The organism is Ralstonia soli (genome assembly GCF_023955655.1).
Classification (GTDB): Bacteria; Pseudomonadota; Gammaproteobacteria; order Burkholderiales; family Burkholderiaceae; genus Ralstonia; species Ralstonia soli.
In genome coordinates, this window is sequence record NZ_JAMXHT010000005.1 from 230,038 (window position 1) to 254,250 (window position 24,213).

A 24,213-nucleotide genomic window follows, 5' to 3' on the forward strand; every position below is an offset into this window, starting at 1 on the left:
TTGTGCAGGCGGCGCTAAGCGCTGGGGTGGCCGTCTGCAGTCAACGTCTGCACACACTCGTCTACGCTGAGTTCATGGAGCATCTCGGGCCGCAGCGTGCTGTCGGTGGCGCGCTGCAGGACGGCCAGCGCGCGGGGCTTGAGCCGCACCAGCATCAACTGCAGATGGCGCGCCGCGCATTCGGCGGCAAAGATGCGCAGGGCTTCGATGGCGGAGCCGTCCACGTCCGGGGTTTCTTCCAGGCTGAGCATGATGACCCGCAGCGGCGGGTCGTGCGGCTGCTGCAGCATCGCGCGCACCTTGCCGAGCACGCGTTCGGTGTTGGCGAAGAACAGCGGCACTTCAGGCCGGACGATCAGCACGCCGGGCAGCGCTTTGGCTTCCGGGTGCAAGGACACATCAACAAAATCGTGGCTGTTGCGCAGGCGGCCGAGCACGCTCACGTTCGGTTCGGACAACTGCCGCAGCGTCAGCAGCAGGCTCACGCCAATGGCGGCCAGCAGGCCGTGCAGCACGCCCAGCACCAGCACGGCGAGCAGTGCGGCAATCACCACGATCCTGTCGCGGCGCCACGTCCAATAGGGCTTGAACACCATCGGATGCAGCGAATGGCTGACCGCAAAGATCACGATGGCGGCCAGCACCGGCTCGGGAATGCGCGCGAGCTGCGGCAGGAACAACCACACGATCAGCGCGACCACGGCCGCGGCGCACAGCGCGGCGAGGCGGGATTGTGCTCCCGCCGCTTCGTTGGCAGAGGTGGCCGAATACCCGGCGCCCACCGGCATGCCGTGCAGCAGGCCCGAGAGCAGGTTCGCGCAGCCCAGCGCGACGAGGTCGCGGTTGGCCGAGATGCTGTCGCCGTGCTTGAGCGCAAAGTTGCGGATCGAGCCGTACGACTCGGCATAGAGAATCAACATCAGCGCAAAGCCGAGTTCGGCGCTCTGCATCCACTGCGCGCGGCTGAGGTCGGGCACGCCCACGCTGATGTGCTGCAAGTCGATATGGCCGACCACGGCAATGCCGTAGGCGTGCCAATCGATCCAGTAGCCCGCCGCGATGGCCAGCACGATGACGACCAGCGTGGCCGGTATGCGCCCCCAGCGCCCGAGGCCGAACAGCAGGGCGAGTGCAACCGCGCCGAGTATCGTGCTGTAGGGGTTGGCACTGGCCGCGCTCGTGATGAGCTCCAGCGCAACGCGTGGCGTGTCGCTGTGGTGCACCGTCACGTCGAGGATCTTGGGCAACTGCTTGATGGCAATCGTCAGCGCCAGCCCGAAGGTGAAGCCGCGCAGCACGGGCCGCGCGATGAAATCCGACATGCCGCCCAGCCGCGCCGCGCCTGCCAGGATGAACAGCACACCCGTGGCGATGATGAGCGCGGCCGCCATCGTGAGTGCCGTCGCGCCGGACGTGCCGGGCTCGGAGAGCACCGTCGCAAACAGCACGGCAGCCGACGATGACGTGGCCGAAACGATGGCAAAGCGGCTCGTACCGACCAGCGAATAGACGACCAGGCCGCACAGCAGCGCGATCAGCCCGGCTTGTGGCGGCAGGCTGGCGATGCCTGCATAGGCGACGGCTTCCGGCAGTAGCAGGCCCGCAATCGAGAACCCGGCAATGACGTCGCGCAGCGCGCGCTGCTGCGGCGGTTGGGGTGGGGCGGCCAGCGGCGCGAAGCTCTCGGGGTGTTGCAGGGCGGTGGCCGGATGGTCGTTGGCGGAGGGCATGCGTCGCGAAGGTGGAGCAGAAAAGGAAGACGCCGCGACCCGGGTGGGCCGCGGCGTGCCGGACGTCCCCAGTGCTGCAGGCGCGTCTTACTTGGCGCAGGCCTTGCCGCGGCTCGGACGCATGCCGGCTGCCTTGGCGTCGGCTTCGGTCATGTATTCGCCTTGCTTGGTCTTGCCGTAATAACGGTCGCCCGGGCAGTGATAGACCTTGGTGCTGGCGTTGGCCCATACCTTGTCGGCGCCGCCGCCGGGGGCAACGCTGGCTGGAGCGGCAGCGGCCGGCTTGGCAGGTGCGGCGGCGGGTTTGGCCGGGGCGGGCATCGGCGCCGGAGCAGCAGCGGGGGCAGCCGGCGTAGCGGCAGCGGACTTGGCTGGCGCCGGAGCGGCCGGCGCGGTTGCCGGGGTGGCCGGTGCAGCAGCCGGAGCCGCCGAGGCGCCGGCAGCGCTGGCCTTCTTGTCGACGCCGCCATGGCCACGGCAGGCGCCCTTGAGCGTGGCGCCGGCGTAGGGGGTGCCGTCCTTGCAGACCGCATGGACGGCTGCCGGGGCTGCCGCCGGTGCGGTGGCCGGCGCGGCCGTGCCCTGTGCAAACGCCGAACCCATCACCAGTGCACCCATCGAAAACATCAACGCAGACAGTTTCATAACGAGACCCTCAACGAGGCACGGAGATACGTGCGTGATCGATTAACGCCAGTAGAAAGCGCGCGTTGACCAAACCGAGGGTTTCTCTGAGGAGAATCGGCCCGATGTTGACCATTCCGCAACAGTTGACGCCCTTTGCGCAGAACGATGCGGAATATGCGGCGTCAGCGTCATCCCAGCATAGGCGAGATCACCCCACAGGGCGAAGGCTCAGGCGAAGCTGTCCACACCCTGCACGAGGCGCTGGGCCAAGCGCGGCTGGCGCAGTTGCTCGAGCCACCATTGCAGTGCACGGCCCTCGCCATCCGCGTGGCGGCGCCAGCCGACGTAGAGCAGGTTGGGTTCGCGCGGGTTGGTGGTGTGCTTTTCCACCAGTTCGCCCCGCGCAAGCAGCGACGCCACGCGATGCCTTGGCAGCCAGCCCACGCCCAGGCCATCGCGCTGCGCGAGTGTCTTGGCGCGCATGCTCGGCACGGCCAAGGTGGGCTGCCCGCTGAGCATGCCGTAGGCGCGGCCGGCGGTCGTGCGCGCCGAATCGGCCACCACCACGGCGCGATGCCGGGCGATGTCTTCGCGCGTGAGCGGCGCCTGAATGGCCGCCAGCGGATGCCGCGGCGACACGGCAAACACCCACTCCACCACGCCCAGCTCGAACCACCCCAGATTGGGGATGGACGGCGGCTCGTTGGTCGCCCCGATGACGAGGTCGGCGCGGCCGTCGCGCAGCGCCTCCCACGTGCCGGCGAGCACTTCGTGCGTCACGCGCAGCGCCACGCCCGACTGCAGCGCGTCGAACGCGTGCATGACGGGCATGAGCGATTCGAATTCCAGCAGCTCATCGGTCACGATCCACAGCCGGTCTTCCCAGCCGTTGGCCACCTGCCGCACGCGCTGCGTGATGCGTGACACGTCTTGCGCCAGCCGCGCGGCTTCGTCGCAGAGTAACTGCCCGGCCGGCGTCAGTTGCAGCCGATAACGCCGGCGATCGAATAGCAACGCATCAAAGCGCTGCTCCAGTTGCCGCGCCGCATACGACACGGTGGAGGGCGCCTTGCCCAGTTGCGCCGCCGCGCGCGACAGGCTGCCCGTCTGGCGGATGGCCTCGAGCAGCGCCAATTCTTCGTCCGTCAACATGTGCAATTCCTTCGAACGTGTTCATCGTTCCGATCGTATGGCAAACCGCTTACCCGCGTCCACACTGCAGTCACGCGATTGTTCAAGTTCAACTTTCCTACTGGAGGACATCATGAATCGCTTTGAAGGCAAGACCGTTCTGGTCACTGGCGGCAACAGCGGCATCGGCCTGGCAACCGCCCAGGCATTTGTGCAGGAAGGCGCCCGTGTGGTCATCACCGGCCGCGACGCAGCCGCGCTGGAAACGGCACGCGCCACGCTGGGTAACAACGCCATCGCCATCCGCAACGAAACCGGCACCGTGGCCGCCGCGCGTGATCTGGCTCGTCAACTTCAGGAAGCCGGCGTGCGCCTGGATGCCGTCTTCATCAACGCCGGCATGGCCAAGTTCGCGCCGCTGACGGACGTGGACGAAGCCCTGTGGGACGCCACCTTCAACGCCAACGTGAAGGGCGCGTTTTTCCAGATCCAGGCGCTGCTGCCGGTCCTGAACCGTGGCACGTCGATCGTGCTGAATGGCTCGATCAACGCGCGCATCGGCATGCCGAACTCGTCGGTGTATGCGGCCAGCAAGGCGGCGCTGATCTCGCTGGCGAAGACGCTGTCGGCGGAGTTGCTGGGCTCCGGTATCCGCGTAAATGTGGTCAGCCCCGGCCCAGTGAGCACGCCCATCTACGGCAAGCTCGGGCTGGATGCCGACACGCTGTCGGCCACCGCCGCGCAGATCCAGAGCCAGATCCCGCTGGGCCGCTTTGGCCAGCCGGAAGAGATTGCCTCGACGGTGCTGCATCTGTCGGCGCCCGAATCGGCCTTCATCGTCGGCACGGAAATCATTGCCGACGGCGGCATGAGCCAGCTTTAAACCCATCGTGTATTCAGCGGGCCGCACACCCCGTACGGCCCGCGCTGGAGATCATCATGAAAATGCTTCCCAACCTGGCTCGCCACCTGGGCGCCGCGCTGATCGGCCTGGCTGCGCTGCAGGCGCATGCCGCACCCGCCGTGCAAGACCGTACCGTTGACGCCGCAGGCCTGCAGATCCACACGCTGCAAGCCGGCAGCGGCCCCGAAACCCCCGTCGTGCTGCTGCACGGCTATGCCGAGACCAGCCACATGTGGCTGCCGCTGATCTCACGCCTGGCCGATCGCCGGGTGGTGCTGGCGCCGGACTTGCCGGGCGCGGGCACATCGTCGATTCCCGCCGCGGGTTTCGACAAGAAGACACTGGCGCAGGACATCCACGCCATGGTGCAGGCCATGGGGTATCGCAAGGTCAAGCTGGTGGGCCACGATATCGGCCTCATGGTGGCGTACGCCTACGCCGCGCAGTACCCCGACGAGGTGGAGAGCATCACGCTCATGGACGCCTTCCTGCCCGGCGTGGGCGATTGGCAGAAGGTCTGGCTGCTGCGCGACCTGTGGCACTTCCACTTCTACGGCGAGGTGCCGCTGAAGCTGGTGCAAGGCCGCGAGCGCATCTACTTCGAGCACTTCTGGAACGACTTTGCGGCCGATCCGAAGCATTCGGTGCCTGAAGCCGATCGGCGGTTCTACGCCCACACCTACGCGCAGCCGGGCCGCATGGCCGCCGGGTTTGAGTACTTCCACACCTTCGCGCAGGATGCGGAGGACTTTGCGGGCTTTGCCAAGGCGCCGCTCAAGATGCCGATGCTCGTGCTGGCTGGTGAGAAGGCATCGGGCGCCTTCCTGATCGAGCAGGCCAGGCTGGTGGCCACCAATGTGAACGGCGTGACGGTCAAGGGCTCTGGCCACTGGCTGATGGAAGAGGCGCCTGAGGCGACCATGACGGAGCTGGTGCGGTTCATCAACACTCCCGCCCCCTAAGCTGAAGCCATGGAATTGACGAAATGTCAGTAATTGACGTATCGTCAATGCCATGAAGCCTGCTGAAGAAAACCGCCTTCTCCTGCGGGAAGGCCGCAAGATCGTCGAGGCGCTGGGCAAGACCCTGGCGCCGCTGGTGGAGGTCGTGCTGCACGACCTCACCGATCCCGACCATTCCGTCGTTGCCATTGCCAACAACCTCTCGGGCCGCCAGGTGGGCGATGCCGTCACCGAGCTGGGCCTGGCGCGCATGGCGGACCCGGATTTCCCGGAAGTCATCGAAAACTACGCCAACCGGTTTCCCGACGGGCGGCCGGCCAAGAGCACGTCCATCGGCCTGAAGAACAGCCGTGGCGACTATGTGGCCGCCATCTGCCTGAACATGGATGTGTCGATGCTGAGCGCCGTGACGACCGGCCTCACGCAGCTGATGCGCGTTGACGTGGCGGCGCCGCCGGTGCCGGAATCGCTCAGTTCCCGCCGCGTGGAAGACGTGCGCGCCGCACTCGAACGCTTTGCCGCCGCGCGCAACACCACGCCCATGGCCATGACGCTCGACCAGCGCCGCGAAGCCATGCGCGAACTGGCCGCCAGCGGCCTGCTGAACCTGCGCCGCGCGTTGTCGGAAGTCGCGCAAACGCTCGGCGTGGCGCGCTCGACTGTCTATACCTACCTCCCAGAGAACTCTCCGACCTGAGCCCCGCCATGAGTCTGCCCATCTCCTACGACGACGTCGTTGCCGCCCATGCCCGCCTGCAAGGTGTGGCCCACAAGACGCCCGTGCTGACGTCGACCACCGCTAACGCCATGGCTGGCGCCGAGCTGTTTTTCAAGGCCGAGAACTTCCAGCGCATGGGTGCGTTCAAGTTCCGCGGCGCATACAACGCGCTGTCGCAGTTCACGCCCGACCAGCGCAAGGCAGGCGTCATCACGTTTTCGTCGGGCAACCACGCGCAGGCGATTGCGCTGTCGGCCCGGCTGCTCGGCATGCGCGCCGTCATCGTCATGCCCCAGGACGCGCCGGTCATCAAGGTCGAAGCCACGCGTGGCTACGGTGGTGAAGTGGTGTTCTACGACCGCTATACCGAAGACCGCGAAGCGCTCGGCCGCAAGCTCGCTGAAGAGCAGGGCCTGACGCTGATCCCGCCGTACGATCACCCGCACGTGATGGCCGGGCAGGGCACGGCCGCCAAGGAGCTGATCGAAGAGGCGGGGCCGTTCGACGTCGTGCTGGCGCCACTGGGCGGTGGCGGATTGCTCTCGGGTACCGCCACGGCGGTGCGCGCGCTGAACCCCGCGTGCAAGATCATCGGCGTGGAGCCCGAGGCTGGCAACGACGGTCAGCAGAGCTTCCGCAAGGGCGAGATCGTCCACATCGACACGCCCAAGACGCTCGCTGACGGCGCACAGACGCAGCATCTGGGCAATTACACGTTTGCCGTGATCCGTGAGTTGGTGGATGACATCGTCACCGTGAGCGACGCGGAGCTCGTGAGCACGATGCAGTTCTTCGCCAGCCGCATGAAGGCGGTGGTCGAGCCCACTGGTTGCCTGGCGGCTGCAGCGGCGCTCACGGGCAAGGTGGACGTGCGTGGCAAGCGTGTCGGCGTGATTCTGTCGGGGGGCAATGTGGACTTGCAGCACTTCGCCAAGCTGGTGGTGGAGGAGGCGGTATGAGCAGTAAGCAGGGGCCCCGCGCAGCGGGGATGCGCACGGCCGCGAATGCCGCCTGCCACCGACACCGCCAAGGCTGGATGAGCGAGATGGGTACGGAGGTGGCCGCATGAGCGATGTGCGCTACCTGAACGCGCCGGACTTGCGACCGCCTGCCGGCCACTATTCGCACGCCGTCTGCGCCAACGGTTTCGTGTTCCTGGCGGGGCAGATTCCCGTGACGCCTGCGGGCGAGAGGCTCGTCGATGCGCCGTTCGACACGCAGGTGCGGCAGGTGCTGTCCAACCTGGATGCGGTGCTCGCCGCCGCCGGCACCGACCGCTCGCGCCTGGTGCAGGTGCGCGTGTACGTGACCGACATGGAAACGCACTGGCCCGCGTTCGATGCGTTGTATCGCGCGTGGATTGGCGAACAGCGCCCCGCGCGCGCCGTGGTGCCCGTGCCGACGCTGCACTACGGTCTCGCGGTCGAGATCGAGGCGACGGCGCTGGCGGCTTGAAGGACGCCGGCGCGGTTGACGCACATCACGCGCAGTGAAGGTCGATCCCTCGCCCGTTCGCCATCCAATGTTGCAAAATGCCGGGTGTGCCTGCCTGGGCGTACTTGACCGGGCTCAACCTTGAATGCGACGGAACCCCCCCATGACCCACGCCACGCGCCCGCTCCGGCCCGACGATGTACCGATCGGCCAGCCGTTGCCATTCGCGCTCGTGGACGGCGCCGGCAGGCTTCTGCTGTCGGCCGGCGTGGTGGTGCCCGACGCCGAGGCCGTGCGGCTGATATTCCTGCATGGCGCCGTGATGGCCGCTGCAGAAGCGGAAGATGCCCCCAACGCAGCGCCGCCTGTGGAATCAGCGGAGGGCAAGCCGCGCCTGGGTGCGACGGGCCTGTCGATCGGCACCGTGCTGCAGGTGCAGGAGAAGTCGGCCCCGCTGCGGGGTCCGATGCCATGCCGCTTGATCGGCTATATCGAAGGCGAGGCAATCTTCATCACGCAGCCCGCCGATAGCCAACGTACGCTGCGTCCGGAGGTGCGCGACATGCTGTTGCTGCGTGGCTTCTCGGGCCGTGAGGTGGTCAGCATGATGTGCAGCGTGGTGGCGACGGGGCAGTTTCCCGCGCCGTACGTGGTGCTGTCGATGCCGGCCAAGGTGCACAAGATGCCGCTGCGCAGCGCCAAGCGCGTGCAGGTGCGCATCGGTGCGATGGTGCGTGCGCAGGGGGATGGACGGGGTGAGGGACAGGCCGCATCGCCCGCCGGCCGCGTCGCCATGTTGCGCGACATCTGCCTGAACGGCGCGCTGGTGCAGAGTGCCGGTGCCACGTTTGCGGCGGGCGAGCAGCTCGCGCTGGAGTTCAGTGCCTATGTCGACGGACAGCAGGAGGACTTTTCCATCGCCGGGCGCGTGGCCAGCACCGCGCCGGTGCAGGATGGTCCGCCGGGCTTCCCATCGTTCGGCGTGGAGTTCTCGCTCTCGAAAGAGCAGACGGCGCGCCTGTCGCGCCTGATCATCGAGCGGCTGGACGAGTAGGCACGGATGCCGGCGCTGGCCTCAGGCCTTGATCGCGCCGGCAAGCATCGTCTCCAGCAGCCAGGCGCCAGCCTGGCCCAGCGTGCGCTTGCGAGACCACACCGCATCCACCGGCACATGGCGCGGCCATCCGCGCGCATGCACTTCGTGCAGCCTGTCAGCCGCGAAGTGGTCGACAAGCCAGCGCGGCAGCTCCGTCCACCCGAAGCCCAGCACGGCCATTTCCAGCAGCATCAGATAGCTCGGCGCCGACCACCGGCGCAGGCTGCGCACGGGTGTGGTTTCGGCCCGGGGCCCGACGGGGTCGACAAAGGTGTTCAGCCGCAGCTCACGGGTGTCGCGCAGCACCGCGTGTGGCACTTCCTCGCTGCCGTATTGCGCTAGCGGATGCTGCCGCCCGACGAACAGACCGATCTCCGATTGCTCGGCGATGGTCGCCGCGCCAATGTCAGGCGGATACGTCGGCTGCGTGGCCACCAGCCCCAGTTGGGCGCGGCCTTGCTGGATGATGTCGACCACGTCTTCGTACTCCGCAATCAGGCATTCAAGTTCCAGCTCGGGAAAGCGCTGTTCGAGCAGCGCGAGCGTCTGCTCATAGCGGTCGGACTGGTACGTGTCGGACACGACGAGCGTGAGGCGCGCCTCCAGGCCGCCGGCCATCTGCGCGGCCAGGCGGTCCATCTGTTCGCTGGCTTCGAGCACGCGGCGCACCTGCGTGAGCATCGCGTGGCCCGCTTCGGTCAGCGTCGGCTGGCGCGTGCTGCGGTCGAACAGCGTCAGCCCCAGGTCGATTTCCAGGTTGCCGATCGCCTCACTCACCGTTGACTGCCGCTTGCCCAGCTTGCGCGCCGCCGCGGAGAACGAACCCAGCGTCGCAGCTTCGGCAAAGGCGAGCAGGGCTTCGGGAGAGTGGCGCATGGGTCGCTCCGGCGGTGGTCAGATCCACCAATATATCGGAAAAACCGATGATATCGAACTGGATCAATCGGTTTCAACCGATCAGAATGGCGCCTATTCATCGGAGTCATTGCCATGCAAGTCCCACCCAAAACCCCCGTTGAGCGCGTGTTCCATGCGCTGTCGTTCGAGTTGCTTGCCACCGTCATCTGCGCGCCGCTGTTCAGCTGGCTGATGGGCGTGTCGCTCGCGCACATGGGCGCGCTCACGCTCATGTTTGCCGGGGTGGCGATGGTGTGGAACATGGTGTTCAACGCGATCTTCGAGCGCGTGGAGCATCGCTACAGGCTCGCGCGTACCTTGGCCGTGCGGGTGGTGCACGCCTGCCTGTTCGAGGGTGGCCTGGTCGTGATGCTTGTGCCGCTGGGCGCGTGGTGGCTGAACGTGAGCCTGTGGGAAGCCTTTGTGATCGACATCGGCATCATGCTGTTCTTCCTGCCGTACACGTTCTTCTTCAACCTCGCGTACGACCACCTGCGCGCACGCTGGATGGCGCGTCGCGCGCTGGCCTGATCTGATGCAAAGGTCGGCCTAGGGCAAAAAGGACAGTGCGGCAGCAGGCGCGCTTCCTATAATGAAGTCCTTTTTCAAGACGGGCGCAGTGGCCGCAAGCCGCTGCGCCCGTATTGCCTTCATGCCGCGTTCTGTGTCGCGTCTTATGTCGCATGCTGCCGCCATGTCGTCCCATGCCTCGGCAACCGTGCTGCGCCAATGCTATGTGGCGGCCTGCGCGGGCGATGCCGTGGGCGTCATGAACGTGTTGCGTGATGTGTGCGGTGCGGACCATGCCGCGGCCATGATCCAGTGGCGCCTGGATGGACGCTGGCGCTGGGTCGCGTCACGCGGTGCGGGAGCAGCCGATGTGCTGCTGCATGCCGTGCGCGGCAATGGCATCGACGCCTGGCCGATGGTCGATGCCGAGGTGCACGGCGCGGTGTGGCTGGATTACCGCAGACAACGCATCGCGCAAGCGGCACTCGCGCAATGCCGCGCGGACCCTCGGGCATTGCTGCCGCACTTCGCGCAAGCGTTGCCGTTGTGTTGGCAGCGCGGTGCCGCGCAAGGTATCTCGCCTGCGCAGCCGGTGGGGTTCCGGCTGACGGATACCTTCCATCTGACCCGCCGCGAAACCGACGTCGCCGATCTGCTGGCGCGTGGTGCCGACCCAGCCTGCATTGCCCGCACGCTGGGCATTTCACTCGACACGGTGCGCACGCACCTCAAGCACGTCTACCGCAAGACGAACACGCACAGCCAGTGCGATGTGGTGCGGCTGATGCTGGCGTTGTCGGCGCGCCGATAGCGTCCAGTCACCGGTATCAGGCCGGGGCCATCTTCGGTGGTGCAACGGCGGGCGTGCCGTCCTGGAAGAGCGTGAGCAGTTGCGCCCGCAGCTCGGGCGTGTCGGTGTGCTTGTGCACGGAAACGGCATGCTGCACGGCCGCCTCCAGCAGTTCGGCATCGCTGTCGGCGCTGATGGCGACCGAGCAGTTGGTGTCGCTGGGGAAGGCGCGGCAATCGATGTAGCGGCGGCCCATGGCGGTGCTCCTGGAATGACGATGGCGCGGCCCAATGCCGGCCGCGTACTCTCGTTATAGGTTTGCCAGGGGCGCGCGTCGTCACCTGCTTGGGGTAGGTAGCCGTCGGTGGTCAGTCGGCCACCTTTGCGCCGCGCTCCTTCAGCAACGCGCGTAGCACCGACCGGTGGCAATGCGCCTCGTCTTCGCAATAGCAGCCGACCGACAGGTTGGTCTGGTGCGACAGCGCGGCGAGCATGTCGAGCAGGCGCGCGGCGTCACCATCGCGCATTTCGGTGCGGAAGTGGCGCACGAACGTCTGCCACGCTTTCTCGTCGTGCTCGGCTTGCGCGGCCTGCGCCTGCTTGACGAGCTCGGGGGTGGGTGAGAGCAGCGGCATCCAGACGTCGTAGAAATCGCGGCTGGCGAATTCTTCCTTGGGTACGCCGCGTGGGGGCCGCCGCACAGTGCCGATGCGCAGGCCTTCATCGGGTTGGCGCGGCTCGCCGAGCCGGACGATGCGTAGTGCCATGGGTTGCCTCCGTGTGGTGCTGCGTGCTGCTCGTTGTGCTCCGTGCTTACGAACCCTGCCGGCTTTGCACAGTTGGGAAGAACACATCCTTCCACGATGCCGGCTTGTTTTTGATGGTGCCCACGCGCTGCATGAACTCGGCATAGTGCGCGATTCCCACCGGCGTGGTCGTGAAGCGCGAATCCGGATCGTCCAGGATCTTCTTTACTTCTTCCGGCGAGCTCTTCACCTTCGACTGCGCGATGTAGATCTGCGCGGCCTTCGTCTTGTCCTTCGCGATGAGCGCGTTGGCCTCATCCAGCGCTGCCACGAACGCCGCCGACAGCTTCGGGTTGGCTTCGTAGAACTTCTTGCTGGTGTAGGTCATGTCCAGCGTGATGTTGCCGAGCACGTCCACGGTGTTGAACACGCGGTGCAGGCCGGGCGCGGCGGCCTCGGTGTACGAGAACGGCGGCGACGCCATGTGGCTGTTGATCTGGCTGCCGCCGGCCAGCATGACGGCGGTGGCGTCCGGGTGCGGCAGCGGCACGGTGATCGGGTCGAGCTTGTTGAACTGCTTGTCGCCGAAGGTCTTGGCCGCCGCCATTTGCAGCACCACGGCGGGCAGCGAGGTCTTGATGCCGGGCACGGCGATGCGGTCCTTATCCGAGAAGTCGGCCAGCGTCTTCACGTTGGGGTTGCGCGTCATCAGGTACATCGACGACGAGCTGAGCGACGACAGGCCGCGGACTTCCATCGCGCTGCCGCGGGTCTTGTCCCACAGGGTGAGGAAGCCCGGCACGCCGAGCGAGGCGATATCGAGCGCGCCCGAGAGCATCGCGTCGTTGATGACGTTGCCGCCGTCGAGAATGCGATAGGTCGCTTTCACGTCGCCCAGGCCGGCGGCCTTGGCTTGCTTCTCGAGCAGGTGCTCGCTGGCCATTACCATGATGGGCAGATACAGGATGCCGTAGCCGTGGGAAATGCGGACTTCTTTTGCCTCTGCGTGGGCGGTGCTGATGGCGCCTGCACAGAGAGAGGCTGCCAGCGTGGCGGCCATGGTTAGGCGGAGGATGTTGCGGCGGGGTTGCTGCATGGGGTGTCTCCTTGTTGTTTGTTGGTGGTGCATTCGGGGTTTCGTCCCCTGCCGGGGCCGACTCACTTTCTTTGTCTTGCCAAAGAAAGTAAGCAAAGAAAGGCGCGCCCGAGATGGCGAATTCCCCTTGAATTTCCGTAACCGGGCGGAGGCGGGGAAAACTCGCTTCGCTCAGACAGTTCCCCGCCTTTTTTCCGCCCGCTTACGAAAATTCAAGGCGCCATCTAGGGCAGGAACGTCAACGGCCAAACCGTCTGGGCACGTGTGTGGGCGCTGCTGCTTAGTTCTGCATGCCCCAGCGTTTGATGGTGCGGGCTTCCAGCGTGCGGAACACCAGGTTTTCCACCAGCAGGCCGATGATGATGACGGTCAGCAGGCCGGCAAACACTTCTGGAATCTGGAGCTGGTTCTTGTTTTCGTAGATGTACCAGCCGAGGCCGCCCTGGCCGGAGCTCACACCAAACACCAGTTCCGACGCGATCAACGTGCGCCATGCAAACGCCCAGCCGATCTTCAGGCCGGTGAGGATGGACGGGAACGCCGCGGGAATCAGGATCTTGGTCAGATACCCCATGCCCGAGAGGCCGTAGTTGCGGCCCACCATGCGCAGCGTGTTCGATACCGACAGGAAACCCGCGTGCGTGTTGAGCGACACCGCCCACACCACCGAATGCACGATCACGAAGATCAGGCTGCCGTTGCCGAGGCCGAACCACACCAGCGCGATCGGCAGCAATGCGATGGCGGGCAGCGGGTTGAACATGGCGGTGAGCGTTTCCAGGAAGTCTTGCCCAAGCCGGTTGCTGATGCCGAGCACCACCAGCGCGCATGAGAGCGCCAGGCCCAATGCATAGCCGGCCAACAACGTTTGCATGGACGTGCCGATACGAGCAAACAGTGTGCCGCTGGCCAGCCCTGCCCACAGCGCCTGCACCGTGTCGGAGAAGGTCGGTAGCAGCAGCGGGTTATCGAGCCAGCGTGCGCCGCCTTCCCAGATGAGGGCCAGCACGAGGAGGATCACCAGCTTGCGCAGCCATACCTGTTCGTACAAACGCTCGGCAATGGACAGCGGTTTCTCGACCACGCCGATGCGTTCGAACGCCACGGGCGTGTTATAGACGGGCGCGCGTTCGCTGACGTTGGCAGCGGGCATCGAAAGGGTTTCAGTCTGCATGGGTTTCCTCCACCGCGCGGGCGAACAGCATGTCGTGGATCTCGGCTTCCAGCGCCTTGAAGCGCTCGGGGTCTTCGTCACCGCGCGCGAGGCTCGGCAGTTCGGCGCGCACCTGACCGGGGTGCGGCGACAGGATCAGGATGCGGCTGCCGCAGCGGATCGCTTCCGGAATCGAATGCGTGACAAACAGCACGGTGAAGCGCGTCTCGTCCCACAGTTGCAGCAGCTCGTCCTGCATCTTGCGGCGCGTGAGCGCGTCGAGCGCCGCAAACGGTTCGTCCATCAGCAGCACGTCGGGCTCCATCGCCATGCCGCGTGCGATGGCCACGCGCTGCTTCATCCCGCCCGACAGCATGTGCGGGTGGTGGTCGGCAAACTTGGTGAGGTTGACCTTATGGATGTAGTGCAGCGCGCGTTCTTCCGCCTCGCGCGCACCCAGCTTTCCGGTGGCGAGCAGCGGGAACAGCACGTTCTCTTTCACCGTCTTCCACGGCAGGAGCTGGTCGAACTCCTGGAACACCATCATGCGATCCGGCCCCGGCTTGGTCACCGGCTGGCCTTTCAGTCGGATCTCGCCTTCGGTGGGCGTAAGGTAGCCGCCGATGGCCTTGAGCAACGTCGATTTGCCGCAGCCCGACGGGCCCAGCAGGATGTAGCGCTCGCCGGGGTAGACCTGGAAGTCGACGCGGTAGGTGGCTGTGACCAGGTGCTGGCGCGTCTTGTACTGCAGCGTGACGCCGCGTACGTCCAGCAATGGCGGTGAGGTCGCTTGCATGGTGTTGTCTCCTGTATGCGTGTTATCGGTATGGGTGTGTGGCGGTGGCGCTAGCGGATATCGACGTGGTACCGGAAGTGCGCCGCCGCGCCGCGTGAGCGCCGCCATTCGAGCGGCGTGCGGTCGTAGCCGCGCGCAATGCGCTCGATCACCATCACCGGGTCACCGGCCTGGATGCGCAGCAGGCGCGCATACGTGGCGTTGACGGCCTCGGCGGTGAGCGTTTCTTCAGCACTGGCGATGATCTGGCCGCAGTGCGATTCGTACAGTGGATAGAGCAGGTCGCCAAATTCGCTTAGATCGAGCGTGGCGAGATCGGCGAAGCGGTCGTGCGGCAGCCAGATTTCTTCGGCCAGCAGCGGCGCGCTGTCGAGCAAACGCAGACGCGTCAGGCGGATGACCGGCGCGCCGGTTTCAATCTGCAGGCCGGCGGCGGGTGCAGACGGCGCATCGAGCACATCGCGCTTGAGGATGCGGCTCTCGGGAATACGCCGCTCCCCGGTTTCGCTCTGGAAGCGGAAGAAGCGGAACAAGGAACTGGCAAAGCTGGCCCGGCGCACGAAGGTGCCGCGGCCCTGAAAGCGCTCCAGCAGGCCCTCGGTCACGAGCACATCCACGGCTTTGCGGACCGTGCCAACGGCCACGTTGTACGTCTTCGCAAGCTCGGCTTCGGTGGGGATGGCGTCGCCGGGGCGCCAGTGCTGCTGGGCGATCTGCGCGGCCAGGTCATCGCGCAATTGCTGGTAGCGGGGCAGGCGGAGATCGGCGGGCATGGTGTGGTGAACGGGTCAACTATTCATCTATATGACTCTGCATTGTAGGGAGCTTGGCGGCTGCGGGCATTACAGGAAAACCCGCAGCCGTGATGAGGTTGGTTGACCACATCCCTTGGTGCTGTTGCCGCCGTGCCGGCAATTTTCAGGCAGCGCTACGTCACCGAAGGTGGCGGGGCGACGGTTACGGGCAGAGGCATTCCGTCGCCGTGGCGTTGCTGACGCTGGCGGTTGGGCCGGTCGTGGCTGCGCTCCCGCTGCTCTCGGGTTGGTCGCAAGAATAGGCGGTTCGCGCACGGGTGGCGCTCGCTGCCGTGCTGGCCGACGACATCACGCACGCCTGTGCAAAGCCAGCCAGCGTGCGGATCGCCTCCCGAGCCGAACGCAGATAGAACGATTGGAGATGAAACACGTGCCAGCGCGCCGCATGCACCTCCAGCCGGCATGTCACCCCACACGCGGCGGCGTGTTCGGCCAGGCGGGTGGAATCGGAGAGCAGCACTTCCTGATCGCCGACCTGGATCAGTATGGGCGGCAGCCCACGCAGGTCTGCCTGAAGAGGATCGGGCAGCACCGCCCGATACCAATGCAGCCCTTGCTCCAGCCAGGCCTTGCGGATCATCGGGTCGGCATGGCGGCGGGTTGCCAGTGAGGTGCCGTTGAGCGCGCCGTCCGTCACCGGTGAGATCAGCAGCAGGCCAGCCGGTGCCTGTGCATCGCGCTGCTTGAGGGCAAGTGCCAGGGACAGTGCCAGCGCGCCGCCTGCCGAATCACCCGCGATCAGGATGCGGTCTGGCGCATAGCCCTTGTTACGCAGGACTTGGTAGCAGGCGAGGGCGTCTTCCAGCGCTGCGGGATACGGATGCTCTGGCGCGAGCCGATAGTCGGGCACCCAGACCGGCATGCCCGATTCCACGGCAAGGCGTGTCGTGATGCTGCGGTGTGTGGTGGGGCTGCCCAGGCAGAACGCGCCGCCGTGCAGGTACAGGACGACACCATCGAGGTCGCCCCGCTTGGGCGCGACGATCTCGACGGGGATGTTGCCAACCACATCGCGATACCGGATCACACCGCCCACGCCGGGCATCAGCGCAGACAGCAGGCTGACGACACCGCGCTGGAATTTCGCGCCGAACGGCGGCCCGATCAGCGTCCGGAAGCTCAAGCGCAGCAGCCCGCGCAGCAGGCTGGCGGTCACGCGTTCCTCGGTGTCTGCGGGTGCCGCGACGATGGCTCCGCCTTGCGGCAGCGGCTGCGTGAAACGGTAGGCGTTCAGGCTCGTATGCCGGGTCAGCCAGCGGTACGACAGCGTGAAGCCGGGCCAGTTGGTGCTGTTGTGCCCGTTCTCATCCACGTACCAGCTCTTGCAGCCGCTCCACACCGAGTTGGACAGCCGTTGCTGGATGCCCACGTTGAAGCGTTTGTAACGGCGTTCGTCCACTTCGATGGTCGATGCACCGGCCATGCGCATCGCCTTGCAGCAACGCATGACGTGTGCGATCTGGCTCTCCAGCATGTAGACGATCGAGTTGTGGCCCAGGTTGGTGTTGGGCCCGTAGAGCATGAAGAAATTCGGGAAGCCCGGAACCGTGAGCCCGAGATACGCTTGCGCACCGCGGCGCCATGCGTCGTTCAGATCCACGCCAGCCCGTCCGGTGATGCGCATGGGCGAGAGGAACTCGGTGGCGGCAAAGCCCGTGCCGTAGACGATTGCATCGACGGTGTGATGCGTGCCGTCGACGGTCTCGACGCCGGTTTCCGTCACCCGGCGGATGCCATCGGTCACCAGATCCACGTTCGGCTTGCTGACGGCCGCCAGGTATTCGCTGGACAGCAGCAGGCGCTTGCAGCCGATCGGGTAGTCCGGCACCAGCTTTGCGCGCAGGGCTGCATCGGGCACCTGCCGGGCGAGCAGCTTATGAAAGGGTTTGGCGACTGCATAGCGCATCAGGCCGTGCAGGCGCGTGAAAGCGAGCGCGCGCGCTTCATACCGCACGTAGATGGCCGCGCGATGCAGCTTCATCGCCCACGGCAGGTGGCGGAACACCATCCTGCTGAGCGATCCGTAGGGCTTGTCCGGGCGCGGGATGATGTAGGCCGGCGAGCGCTGAAACACACTGAGCTTGCCAACCTTGTCCGCAATCGCGGGCACGAACTGAATGGCCGACGCCCCCGTGCCGATCACGGCGACCCGCTTGCCTGCGAGCGAGTAGCTGTGGTCCCAACGGGCGGAATGGAAGGCGTGTCCCTTGTAGCTGTCGAGGCCGGGAATGCGGGGCATGGCCGGTTTGCTCAACTGACCCGTCCCGCTGATCAGCAGGGCGGCACGCAGGGTCGAGCCGTCCTTCAGCGTGACGCGCCACTGGGCGCGGTCTTCATCGTAGCGTGCGTTGGCCACTTCGGCGCCGAACCGGATGTGCGGCGCGAGGGCGTACTTCCGTGCGCAGTGCTGCAGATAGGCGTGGATCTCGGCCTGCGGAGCAAACGTGCTCGACCAGTTCGGATTCGGCTCGAACGAAAACGAGTACAGGTGCGAAGGCACGTCGCAGGCGGCACCCGGATAGCTGTTGTCGCGCCACACGCCGCCGACGTCGTGCGAGCGCTCCAGCAGAACGAAGTCGTGCACGCCCGCGCGCTGCAGGGCGATGGCCATGCCGATGCCTGCGAACCCCGCCCCGATGATGATGGCGGCCAGCGGCTTGCCGGTGTCCTGCTGCAGGGTGGATTCAGATGAGTGCATGCTGGGGCTCCTCAACGCGGGAAGAAGAGAGGGTGGCGACAGGCACGTCGTCGGCAAGGACATGGGTTTGAACACGCGTGCGCCCGCGGATCATGTCGACGGCCTTCTCGGCAATCATGATCGTCGGCGCATTGGTGTTGCCACCGATGAGCGTGGGCATGATCGACGCATCGACAATACGCAGGCCCTGGAGGCCTCGCACCCGCAATTGCGGATCGACCACTGCATCGTCATCGATGCCCATCCGGCAGGTACCGACCGGGTGATAGACCGTATCGGTGCGCTGCCGCAGGATTGCGCGGATGGCGTCGTCGGTGTGCACGTCGGCGGTGAACAGGTCGCGCGTGATCCAGGCATCCAGCGCGGGCGCCTGCATCAGGCGGCGCGTCATCTTGAAGCCGGCGACCATGTCTTCCAGGTCTTGCGGGTCTTGCAGGAATGCCGGGTCGATGAGCGGCGCGTCGGCCGGGCGGTGGCTCTGCAGCGTAACCGTGCCGCGGCTGCGTGGGCGCAGCAGGCAGACGTGGCACGACAGCCCGTGCCCGAGATGCGGCTTTCTGGCGTGGTCGTCGACCAGCGCAACGACGAAGTGCAGCTGGATGTCGGGCGCGGGCAAATCAGCGCGCGTTTTCAGGAACGCGCCGCCTTCGGCGAAGTTCGAGGTCAATGCGCCACGGCGTTCCTGGCGGAAGCGCGCGAACTCGCGCAGCATGCGCAGCCCCCCGCCAACGGAGACTCCCATGGTGTCGAGGCTGCGGGTGCGATAGCCGAAGATGAAGTCCGGATGATCCTGCAGGTTTTGGCCGACTCCTGACAGATGCGCGACGGGTTGGATGCCATGTCGTGCGAGTTCTTCGGCGGGGCCTACGCCGGACAGCATCAGCAACTGCGGCGTCTGCAGCGCGCCGGCCGCGAGCACGACTTCACGCCGGGCCCGGAAGGTGTGAAGTTGGCCATCGATCAACACCTCAACGCCCACGGCCCGTGTGCCTTCAAACAGAATGCGTTGCGCCTGCGCATGGGTTTGCACATGCAGGTTGCCACGCCGGCCCATGTGGGGCAGAAGATAGGCCCGTGCGGCGCTGCATCGTTCACCGTGCTTCTGCGTGACCTGATAGATGCCCACGCCCTCCTGTTCGGCGCCGTTGAAGTCGTCCGTCAATGGGAAGCCGGCTTGCTGGGCCGCCTCCAGGTATCGCGCCTGGAACGGGTTGCCCGTGCGCAGGTTGCTGACCCACAGCGGGCCGCTCTGGCCATGCCATGCGTCGTTGATGTGCTCGTTGTGCTCGCTCAGGCGAAAGTACGGCAGCACCTCGTCGTAAGACCAACCGATATTGCCCAGGCTCGCCCAGGTGTCGTAGTCGTGCCGATGCCCGCGGATGTAGACCATCGCATTGATGGCCGATGACCCGCCCAGCATGCGGCCGCGCGGCTGGTAGCCCTTGCGGCCGTTCAGCCCCGGCTGCGGTACGGTCTCGAAGGCCCAGTTGTTGAGCCGGGTCGGCAACATGGCCACCGCGCCGGTCGGGATGTTCACGACCGCGCTGTTGCCATCGCCACCGGCTTCCAGCACGCAAACGGAGTTGGATGGGTCTTCCGACAGGCGGCCCGCGACAACGCAGCCACCCGAACCGCCGCCCACAACGATGTAGTCAAACGTCTTGTTCATGCATGTCTCCAGCAGATCAGCACAAGGATGTGCTTGAGGGCACCAGGCCGTTGGCCTGGTCGTCCGGTCGCTCGTGCGGCGACTCGATGGCGGGATAGTGCGTCGGACCGGGGAAAGCACCAATGCGGCGTCGGGACAATTTCTTTAGTATTCGGGCCAAACCGGCTTCCCTAGGGTTTCCCTGATGAACGTTTGGGACTTCACCCGGAGTCCGGCCAGCGCGCGGTTGCTGGTCGACTTTGGCATCGAGCGTGGCCTGTCTGCGCCACACCTGCTCGCAGGCAGTGGACTGTCTGTCCAGCAGCTTGGCGATCCGAATGCCGAGATCACCGCCGAGCAGGAGTTGCGCGTGACGGCCAACCTGCTGCGGGCGCTCAAGCCTGCTTCGGCGGGGCTAGGCTTTGAGGTGGGCACGCGGTATCACTTCTCGGCGTACGGCATGTGGGGTTATGGACTGGTCGCCAGTGCCACCGCCGGCGATGCGCTGGCGCTGGCGTTGCGCTTCCTGCCGCTGACGTACGCCTACACCACGATCACGTACCGAGAAGAAGGCACGCTGTGCGTGCTCACCTTCACCGAGCCGGACCTTGCCGCAGAGCTCAAGCAGTTCCTTGTCGAGCGCGATATGGCGGCAGCAGCCTTGTTGCTGAAGGAGATCAGCGGCGCGGCATTCTCCCTGGCACGTGTCACGCTCAAGACCAAGCGCACGCTGGTCGGGCCTGCCTCGTCCGAGTCGATCAGGGCGCTTTTCGGAAGGCATCCCGAAGGTGGCGCCCGTGTCAACAGCCTGGCGTTCGACCGATCCTTCCTGAGCCAGAAGTTGCCGCACGCAGACCCGATCACGGTGTCGATGTGCGAGCAGCTGTGTCAGCGCCTGATGGAGTCGCGTCGCGCACGGGCCGGTGCTGCGGCCACTGTCCGCCAGTATCTGAATGCGGCACCCGGCAGCCTGTCTTCCACGCTGGAAGACATGGCGCGCATGATGAACCTCAGCCCCCGCACGCTGAAGCGCCGTCTGCAGGAAGAAGGGACGACCTACACCGCGTTGCAGGCCGATGCGCGCGGGTCGGTCGCCAAGGAGTTGCTGCTCGACCGCAACCTAACGCTGGCGGAGATTGCCGCGCGATTGGGGTTCAGCGATCTGTCGACGTTCTCACAGGCGTTCAAGCGTTGGACGGGAATGGCACCCTCCGTCTTCCGGAATCGCAATGCCGGGGACAGGGCGTGAGTTGATACGCCCGGGCACAAAAAGATCAGGGCCCTCATCTGAGGGCCCTGATCGGTTGTGAGTTGTCCGCGTGACTCAGGTCTTCGCGTAAGCGGCCACCGTCTGTGCCTGCACGCCAAGGCCATCAACGCCCAACCGCATGGTGTCGCCCGCCTTGAGATAGCGGGGCGGCTTGGCGCCCATGCCCACGCCCGGCGGCGTGCCGGTGCAGATCAGGTCGCCGGGATGCAGCGTCATGAAACGGCTCACGTAGCTCACCAGGTGGGCCACGCCAAAGATCATGGTGGCGGTGTTGCCGGTCTGCGCGCGCTGGCCGTTGACATCCAGCCATAGGCCAAGCGCCTGCGGGTCGGGCACTTCGTCACGCGTCACCAACCACGGGCCGACGGGGCAGAACGTGTCGCAGCCCTTGCCCTTGTCCCACGTGCCGCCGCGTTCGGTCTGGAACTCGCGTTCCGACACGTCGTTGACCACGCAGTAGCCGGCCACGTGCGAGAGCGCCTCTTCCTGCGAAACGTCTTGCGCCCGCTTGCCGATCACCACGCCAAGCTCGACTTCCCAGTCGGTCTTCTCCGAGCCGCGCGGCAGCATCACGGCATCGTTGGGGCCATTCAAGGCGCTGTTGGCCTTCAGGAAGATGATGGGTTCGGCAGGCGGCAGCAGGCCGGCTTCAGCGGCGTGGTCGGCGTAATTCAGCCCGATCGCGACGATCTTGCCGATGCCAGTCCAGGGCACGCCAAAGCGCGAGTCCGGCAGCACGGGCAACGCAGCCGTATCGAGGTGTGCCAAGCGTGCGAGGGCTGCGTCAGACAACTGCTGCGGCCCCAGTTCGGCCAGCACGCCGGACAGGTCGCGCACGCGGCCCTGCGCATCGATCAGCCCCGGGCGTTCCGCGCCCGGTTGGCCTACACGTACAAGTTTCATTGGTTTCCTTTGGCGTCTTTCTTGGTTTGGGCCGGTTCGGACAGGCTGCGCGCGACCACGGTCAGCACTTCATTGGCGGTGTTCTCGGAGTGCCAGCGCAGCACCTGCGCCAAGCGTGGGCGGCCCGACTCGCGCAGCGCTTGCATGATGACCTCGTGTTCTTCGTGCGATTCCTGCCAGCGCAGCATGTCGGCGTTGGCCGCACCGCGCGCGCGGTGGACCTTGCTCATCAGCGTCGCATAGATGTTGGCCAGTACCGGGTTGGCCGCGCCATCGATGATGAGCTGGTGAATCTCCTGGTTGATGCGGAAGTATTCGGTGCGGCGGCCCGCCGCGTGTGCTTCGAGCATGGCCTGGTGCTTGCGCTCCAGGCGCGCCATGGCCACCTCGGACAAGCGCGACGCAGCCAGTTCGCCGGCTGTGGCTTCCAGCCCATGCAGGAGCTCGAACGTGGAACGCAACTCTTCCAGATCGAGCGGCGCCACGCGGTAGCCGATGTATTGCCGATGGAGCACGAGCCCCTCGGCCACCAGCACCTTGAGCGCCTCGCGCAGCGGGGTCTTGGACACATCGAACAGTTCGCAGAAGGCGCGTTCGTCAATGCGGGCGCCGGGCGGCAGCTCGCCTTCTTCAATCAGCGTACGCAAGCGCGTGGCGATTTCGGCCGACATGCCGAGCGTGCGCAGGCGCGCAGATTTGAGTAACGGTTGAGTCACGGGCGTCACCAAGATGGGGGAGGATGCACCACAAAAGGCTATCACACACCAACATTGTGCGTTGTTGGTCTATAAAAATCAATGACTTACAGATGTTGTAATTACAGATTACGTATCCTATACTTGCTCCCGTTGCGCAACACAAATTAACCAAACCACCTCAAGAGGTCGTTTCGACAAGCGCAGCCGGTGGCTGCCAGGCCAGCCCGGCGTGCTTTTCGAAACGGCTTCATGGGCTACCAGGAGACAGGCGTAATGGAAACCGCAAGCCAGGCCCCGGCCGTGGCGCTAACGGAGACGAAGAGCTCCGTGCGCTGGAGAATCTTTTTGATGATGTTGATGCTGATTTCCATCAACTACATCGACCGCGCATCGCTGTCAGTGGCCATGCCGCTGATCGCCAAGGAGTTCGACATCGGCCCGGCAGTGCAAGGCTTGTTGCTGAGCTCGTTTTTCTGGACGTACGCGTTCATGCAGATCCCGGGCGGCATGCTGGCCGACCGCTTCGGCCCGCGCGTCGTGATTGCCGGTGCCACGCTGGGCTGGGGTTTCTTCCAGGCGGTCGCGGCCATCTGCACCGGCTGGGTATCGCTGATGTTCACGCGCCTGGGCCTGGGTGCTGCTGAAGCGCCGATCTATCCCGCCGGTGGCAAGCTCAATGCCATCTGGATGACGCAGAACGAGCGCGGCCGCGGTGCCACGTTGCTCGACGGCGGCGCGCCGCTGGGTGCGGCACTGGGCGCTCTCATCATTGCGGGCCTGATCACCGAATTCCAATCGTGGCGCACCTCGTTCGTGGTGGCTGGCATCGGCACCATGGTCGCGGGCTTCTTCGCCTGGTGGTATGTCCGTAACCACCCGCGCCAGCATCCGTCTGTCAATGACGCTGAAGCCTCGTACATCGAGGCCGCGCACGCTGCCGACCTGGCAGCAGAGCCCGCCAACCTGAGCGGCAACGTGCTGGATTTCTTCAAGTACCGCTCGGTGTGGGGCATGTTCTTCGGCTGGATGTGCTTCAACGCCCTGTTCTACGGCCTGCTGACCTGGATGCCGACGTACCTCTCGAAGGTGCACGGCCTCGACATCAAGCAGATGGGCGGCGCCGTGTTCATCATGTTCTTCTCCGGCTTCGTCGGTGAAATGTTCGGCGGCTGGCTGGCCGACAAGTGGAAGGCTGCTGGCGCATCGCAGGCCAAGGTGCTGCGCACGCTGTTCGGCATTGCCTCGGTGATTGCCACGATCGCCATCTACACCGTCGCACGCTTCAAGGATCCGATCGTCGTTGTGGTGCTGCTGTCGGTCACGCTGTTCTTCCTGCGCTGGTGCGGCCTGTTCTGGTGCGTTCCGTCGATCCTCGGCACGCGCAAGCGCGTCGGTTTCCTGGGCGGCACGATGAACCTGGGCGGCAACGTTGCGGGTATCGGCATGCCCATCATCGTGGGTGTGATCGTGCAGGCCACGGGCTCGTACGACATGGCGCTGATGCTGTTTGCCGCTGCCGGTGCCGGTTTGTTCATCTGCTCGACGATGCTGATCGACTACAGCAAGAAGCTGCCGATCTGATCGCCACACC

At 65.7% G+C, this 24,213-nt stretch carries 23 protein-coding genes and 1 pseudogene; 10 read left to right on the plus strand and 14 right to left on the minus strand.

The window, feature by feature from the left end; translation table 11 throughout:
• Positions 1-14: 14 nt before the first annotated feature.
• From NG900_RS14180 to NG900_RS14190, 3 genes are all read right to left on the minus strand, one after another.
• Positions 15-1,730, minus strand: coding sequence for a SulP family inorganic anion transporter (locus NG900_RS14180; protein WP_252681405.1), 1,716 nt, complete (start codon positions 1,728-1,730; stop codon positions 15-17).
• Between the two features lie 87 nt (positions 1,731-1,817).
• Complete coding sequence (locus NG900_RS14185; protein ID WP_252681407.1) at positions 1,818-2,375, minus strand: sunset domain-containing protein; 558 nt, start codon at positions 2,373-2,375, stop codon at positions 1,818-1,820.
• A gap of 210 nt (positions 2,376-2,585) precedes the next feature.
• Positions 2,586-3,509, minus strand: coding sequence for a LysR family transcriptional regulator (locus NG900_RS14190; RefSeq protein ID WP_252681410.1), 924 nt, complete (start codon positions 3,507-3,509; stop codon positions 2,586-2,588).
• A 112-nt stretch (positions 3,510-3,621) separates the two neighbouring features.
• On the opposite strand from NG900_RS14190, the gene NG900_RS14195 reads away from it, so the two are divergent.
• The 6 genes from NG900_RS14195 (at position 3,622) to NG900_RS14220 (ending at position 8,560) form a co-directional block, all read left to right on the plus strand.
• Positions 3,622-4,371 (plus strand): SDR family oxidoreductase, encoded by a 750-nt coding sequence (locus tag NG900_RS14195; protein ID WP_252681413.1) that lies wholly within the window; start codon positions 3,622-3,624, stop codon positions 4,369-4,371.
• Positions 4,372-4,427: 56 nt separating this feature from the next.
• Entirely contained in the window at positions 4,428-5,354 is a 927-nt protein-coding gene (locus NG900_RS14200; protein WP_252681416.1) for an alpha/beta fold hydrolase, read from the plus strand.
• Between the two features lie 52 nt (positions 5,355-5,406).
• Positions 5,407-6,051 (plus strand): helix-turn-helix transcriptional regulator, encoded by a 645-nt coding sequence (locus NG900_RS14205; protein WP_252681419.1) that lies wholly within the window; start codon positions 5,407-5,409, stop codon positions 6,049-6,051.
• A gap of 8 nt (positions 6,052-6,059) precedes the next feature.
• Complete coding sequence (locus tag NG900_RS14210) at positions 6,060-7,031, plus strand: threo-3-hydroxy-L-aspartate ammonia-lyase (RefSeq protein WP_252681422.1); 972 nt, start codon at positions 6,060-6,062, stop codon at positions 7,029-7,031.
• Between the two features lie 106 nt (positions 7,032-7,137).
• Positions 7,138-7,527 carry a RidA family protein gene (locus NG900_RS14215; RefSeq protein ID WP_252681425.1) on the plus strand — a complete coding sequence of 130 codons (390 nt, stop codon included), beginning with the start codon at positions 7,138-7,140 and terminating at the stop codon, positions 7,525-7,527.
• A gap of 142 nt (positions 7,528-7,669) precedes the next feature.
• Entirely contained in the window at positions 7,670-8,560 is an 891-nt protein-coding gene (locus NG900_RS14220) for a flagellar brake protein (protein WP_252681427.1), read from the plus strand.
• Positions 8,561-8,581: 21 nt separating this feature from the next.
• Here NG900_RS14220 and NG900_RS14225 read toward each other — a convergent pair whose 3' ends face one another.
• Positions 8,582-9,478: a LysR family transcriptional regulator gene (locus NG900_RS14225; RefSeq protein WP_252681430.1), complete on the minus strand. Its 897-nt coding sequence runs from the start codon at positions 9,476-9,478 to the stop codon at positions 8,582-8,584.
• A 114-nt stretch (positions 9,479-9,592) separates the two neighbouring features.
• Here NG900_RS14225 and NG900_RS14230 point away from each other — a divergent pair, with 114 nt between their 5' ends.
• Positions 9,593-10,030, plus strand: coding sequence for a multidrug/biocide efflux PACE transporter (locus tag NG900_RS14230; RefSeq protein WP_252681433.1), 438 nt, complete (start codon positions 9,593-9,595; stop codon positions 10,028-10,030).
• 163 nt (positions 10,031-10,193) lie between these two features.
• Positions 10,194-10,820 carry a helix-turn-helix transcriptional regulator gene (locus NG900_RS14235; protein WP_252681436.1) on the plus strand — a complete coding sequence of 209 codons (627 nt, stop codon included), beginning with the start codon at positions 10,194-10,196 and terminating at the stop codon, positions 10,818-10,820.
• Between the two features lie 16 nt (positions 10,821-10,836).
• On the opposite strand, the gene NG900_RS14240 is transcribed toward NG900_RS14235, so the two are convergent.
• From NG900_RS14240 to NG900_RS14275, 8 genes are all read right to left on the minus strand, one after another.
• A complete protein-coding gene (locus tag NG900_RS14240) occupies positions 10,837-11,055 on the minus strand; it encodes a DUF1059 domain-containing protein (RefSeq protein WP_252681439.1) in 219 nt (72 codons plus the stop codon).
• Between the two features lie 112 nt (positions 11,056-11,167).
• Complete coding sequence (locus NG900_RS14245; protein WP_252681441.1) at positions 11,168-11,566, minus strand: DUF488 domain-containing protein; 399 nt, start codon at positions 11,564-11,566, stop codon at positions 11,168-11,170.
• Between the two features lie 46 nt (positions 11,567-11,612).
• Positions 11,613-12,641: an ABC transporter substrate-binding protein gene (locus NG900_RS14250; protein WP_252681444.1), complete on the minus strand. Its 1,029-nt coding sequence runs from the start codon at positions 12,639-12,641 to the stop codon at positions 11,613-11,615.
• A gap of 280 nt (positions 12,642-12,921) precedes the next feature.
• Positions 12,922-13,815, minus strand: a complete 894-nt coding sequence (locus NG900_RS14255; protein WP_252681447.1) for an ABC transporter permease — start codon at positions 13,813-13,815, stop codon at positions 12,922-12,924.
• A complete protein-coding gene (locus NG900_RS14260; protein ID WP_252681450.1) occupies positions 13,805-14,590 on the minus strand; it encodes an ABC transporter ATP-binding protein in 786 nt (261 codons plus the stop codon). The genes NG900_RS14255 and NG900_RS14260 overlap by 11 nt, the downstream gene beginning before the upstream one ends.
• Before the next feature lie 50 nt (positions 14,591-14,640).
• Positions 14,641-15,363, minus strand: coding sequence for a GntR family transcriptional regulator (locus NG900_RS14265; RefSeq protein ID WP_252681452.1), 723 nt, complete (start codon positions 15,361-15,363; stop codon positions 14,641-14,643).
• 184 nt (positions 15,364-15,547) lie between these two features.
• Entirely contained in the window at positions 15,548-18,103 is a 2,556-nt protein-coding gene (locus NG900_RS14270) for a flavin-containing monooxygenase (protein ID WP_252681454.1), read from the minus strand.
• Entirely contained in the window at positions 18,090-19,772 is a 1,683-nt protein-coding gene (locus NG900_RS14275) for a GMC family oxidoreductase (protein ID WP_252681457.1), read from the minus strand. Before NG900_RS14275 ends, NG900_RS14270 begins: the two co-directional genes overlap by 14 nt.
• Before the next feature lie 184 nt (positions 19,773-19,956).
• Between NG900_RS14275 and NG900_RS14280 the strand changes: the two genes are divergently transcribed.
• Positions 19,957-21,000 carry an AraC family transcriptional regulator gene (locus NG900_RS14280; RefSeq protein WP_252681459.1) on the plus strand — a complete coding sequence of 348 codons (1,044 nt, stop codon included), beginning with the start codon at positions 19,957-19,959 and terminating at the stop codon, positions 20,998-21,000.
• A gap of 75 nt (positions 21,001-21,075) precedes the next feature.
• On the opposite strand, the gene NG900_RS14285 is transcribed toward NG900_RS14280, so the two are convergent.
• Positions 21,076-21,924, minus strand: coding sequence for a fumarylacetoacetate hydrolase family protein (locus tag NG900_RS14285; protein ID WP_252681461.1), 849 nt, complete (start codon positions 21,922-21,924; stop codon positions 21,076-21,078).
• Positions 21,921-22,695, minus strand: a pseudogene (locus NG900_RS14290) (GntR family transcriptional regulator). Before NG900_RS14290 ends, NG900_RS14285 begins: the two are co-directional and overlap by 4 nt.
• 200 nt (positions 22,696-22,895) lie before the next feature.
• On the opposite strand from NG900_RS14290, the gene NG900_RS14295 reads away from it, so the two are divergent.
• Positions 22,896-24,203, plus strand: coding sequence for an MFS transporter (locus NG900_RS14295; RefSeq protein ID WP_252681465.1), 1,308 nt, complete (start codon positions 22,896-22,898; stop codon positions 24,201-24,203).
• Positions 24,204-24,213 lie beyond the last annotated feature (10 nt).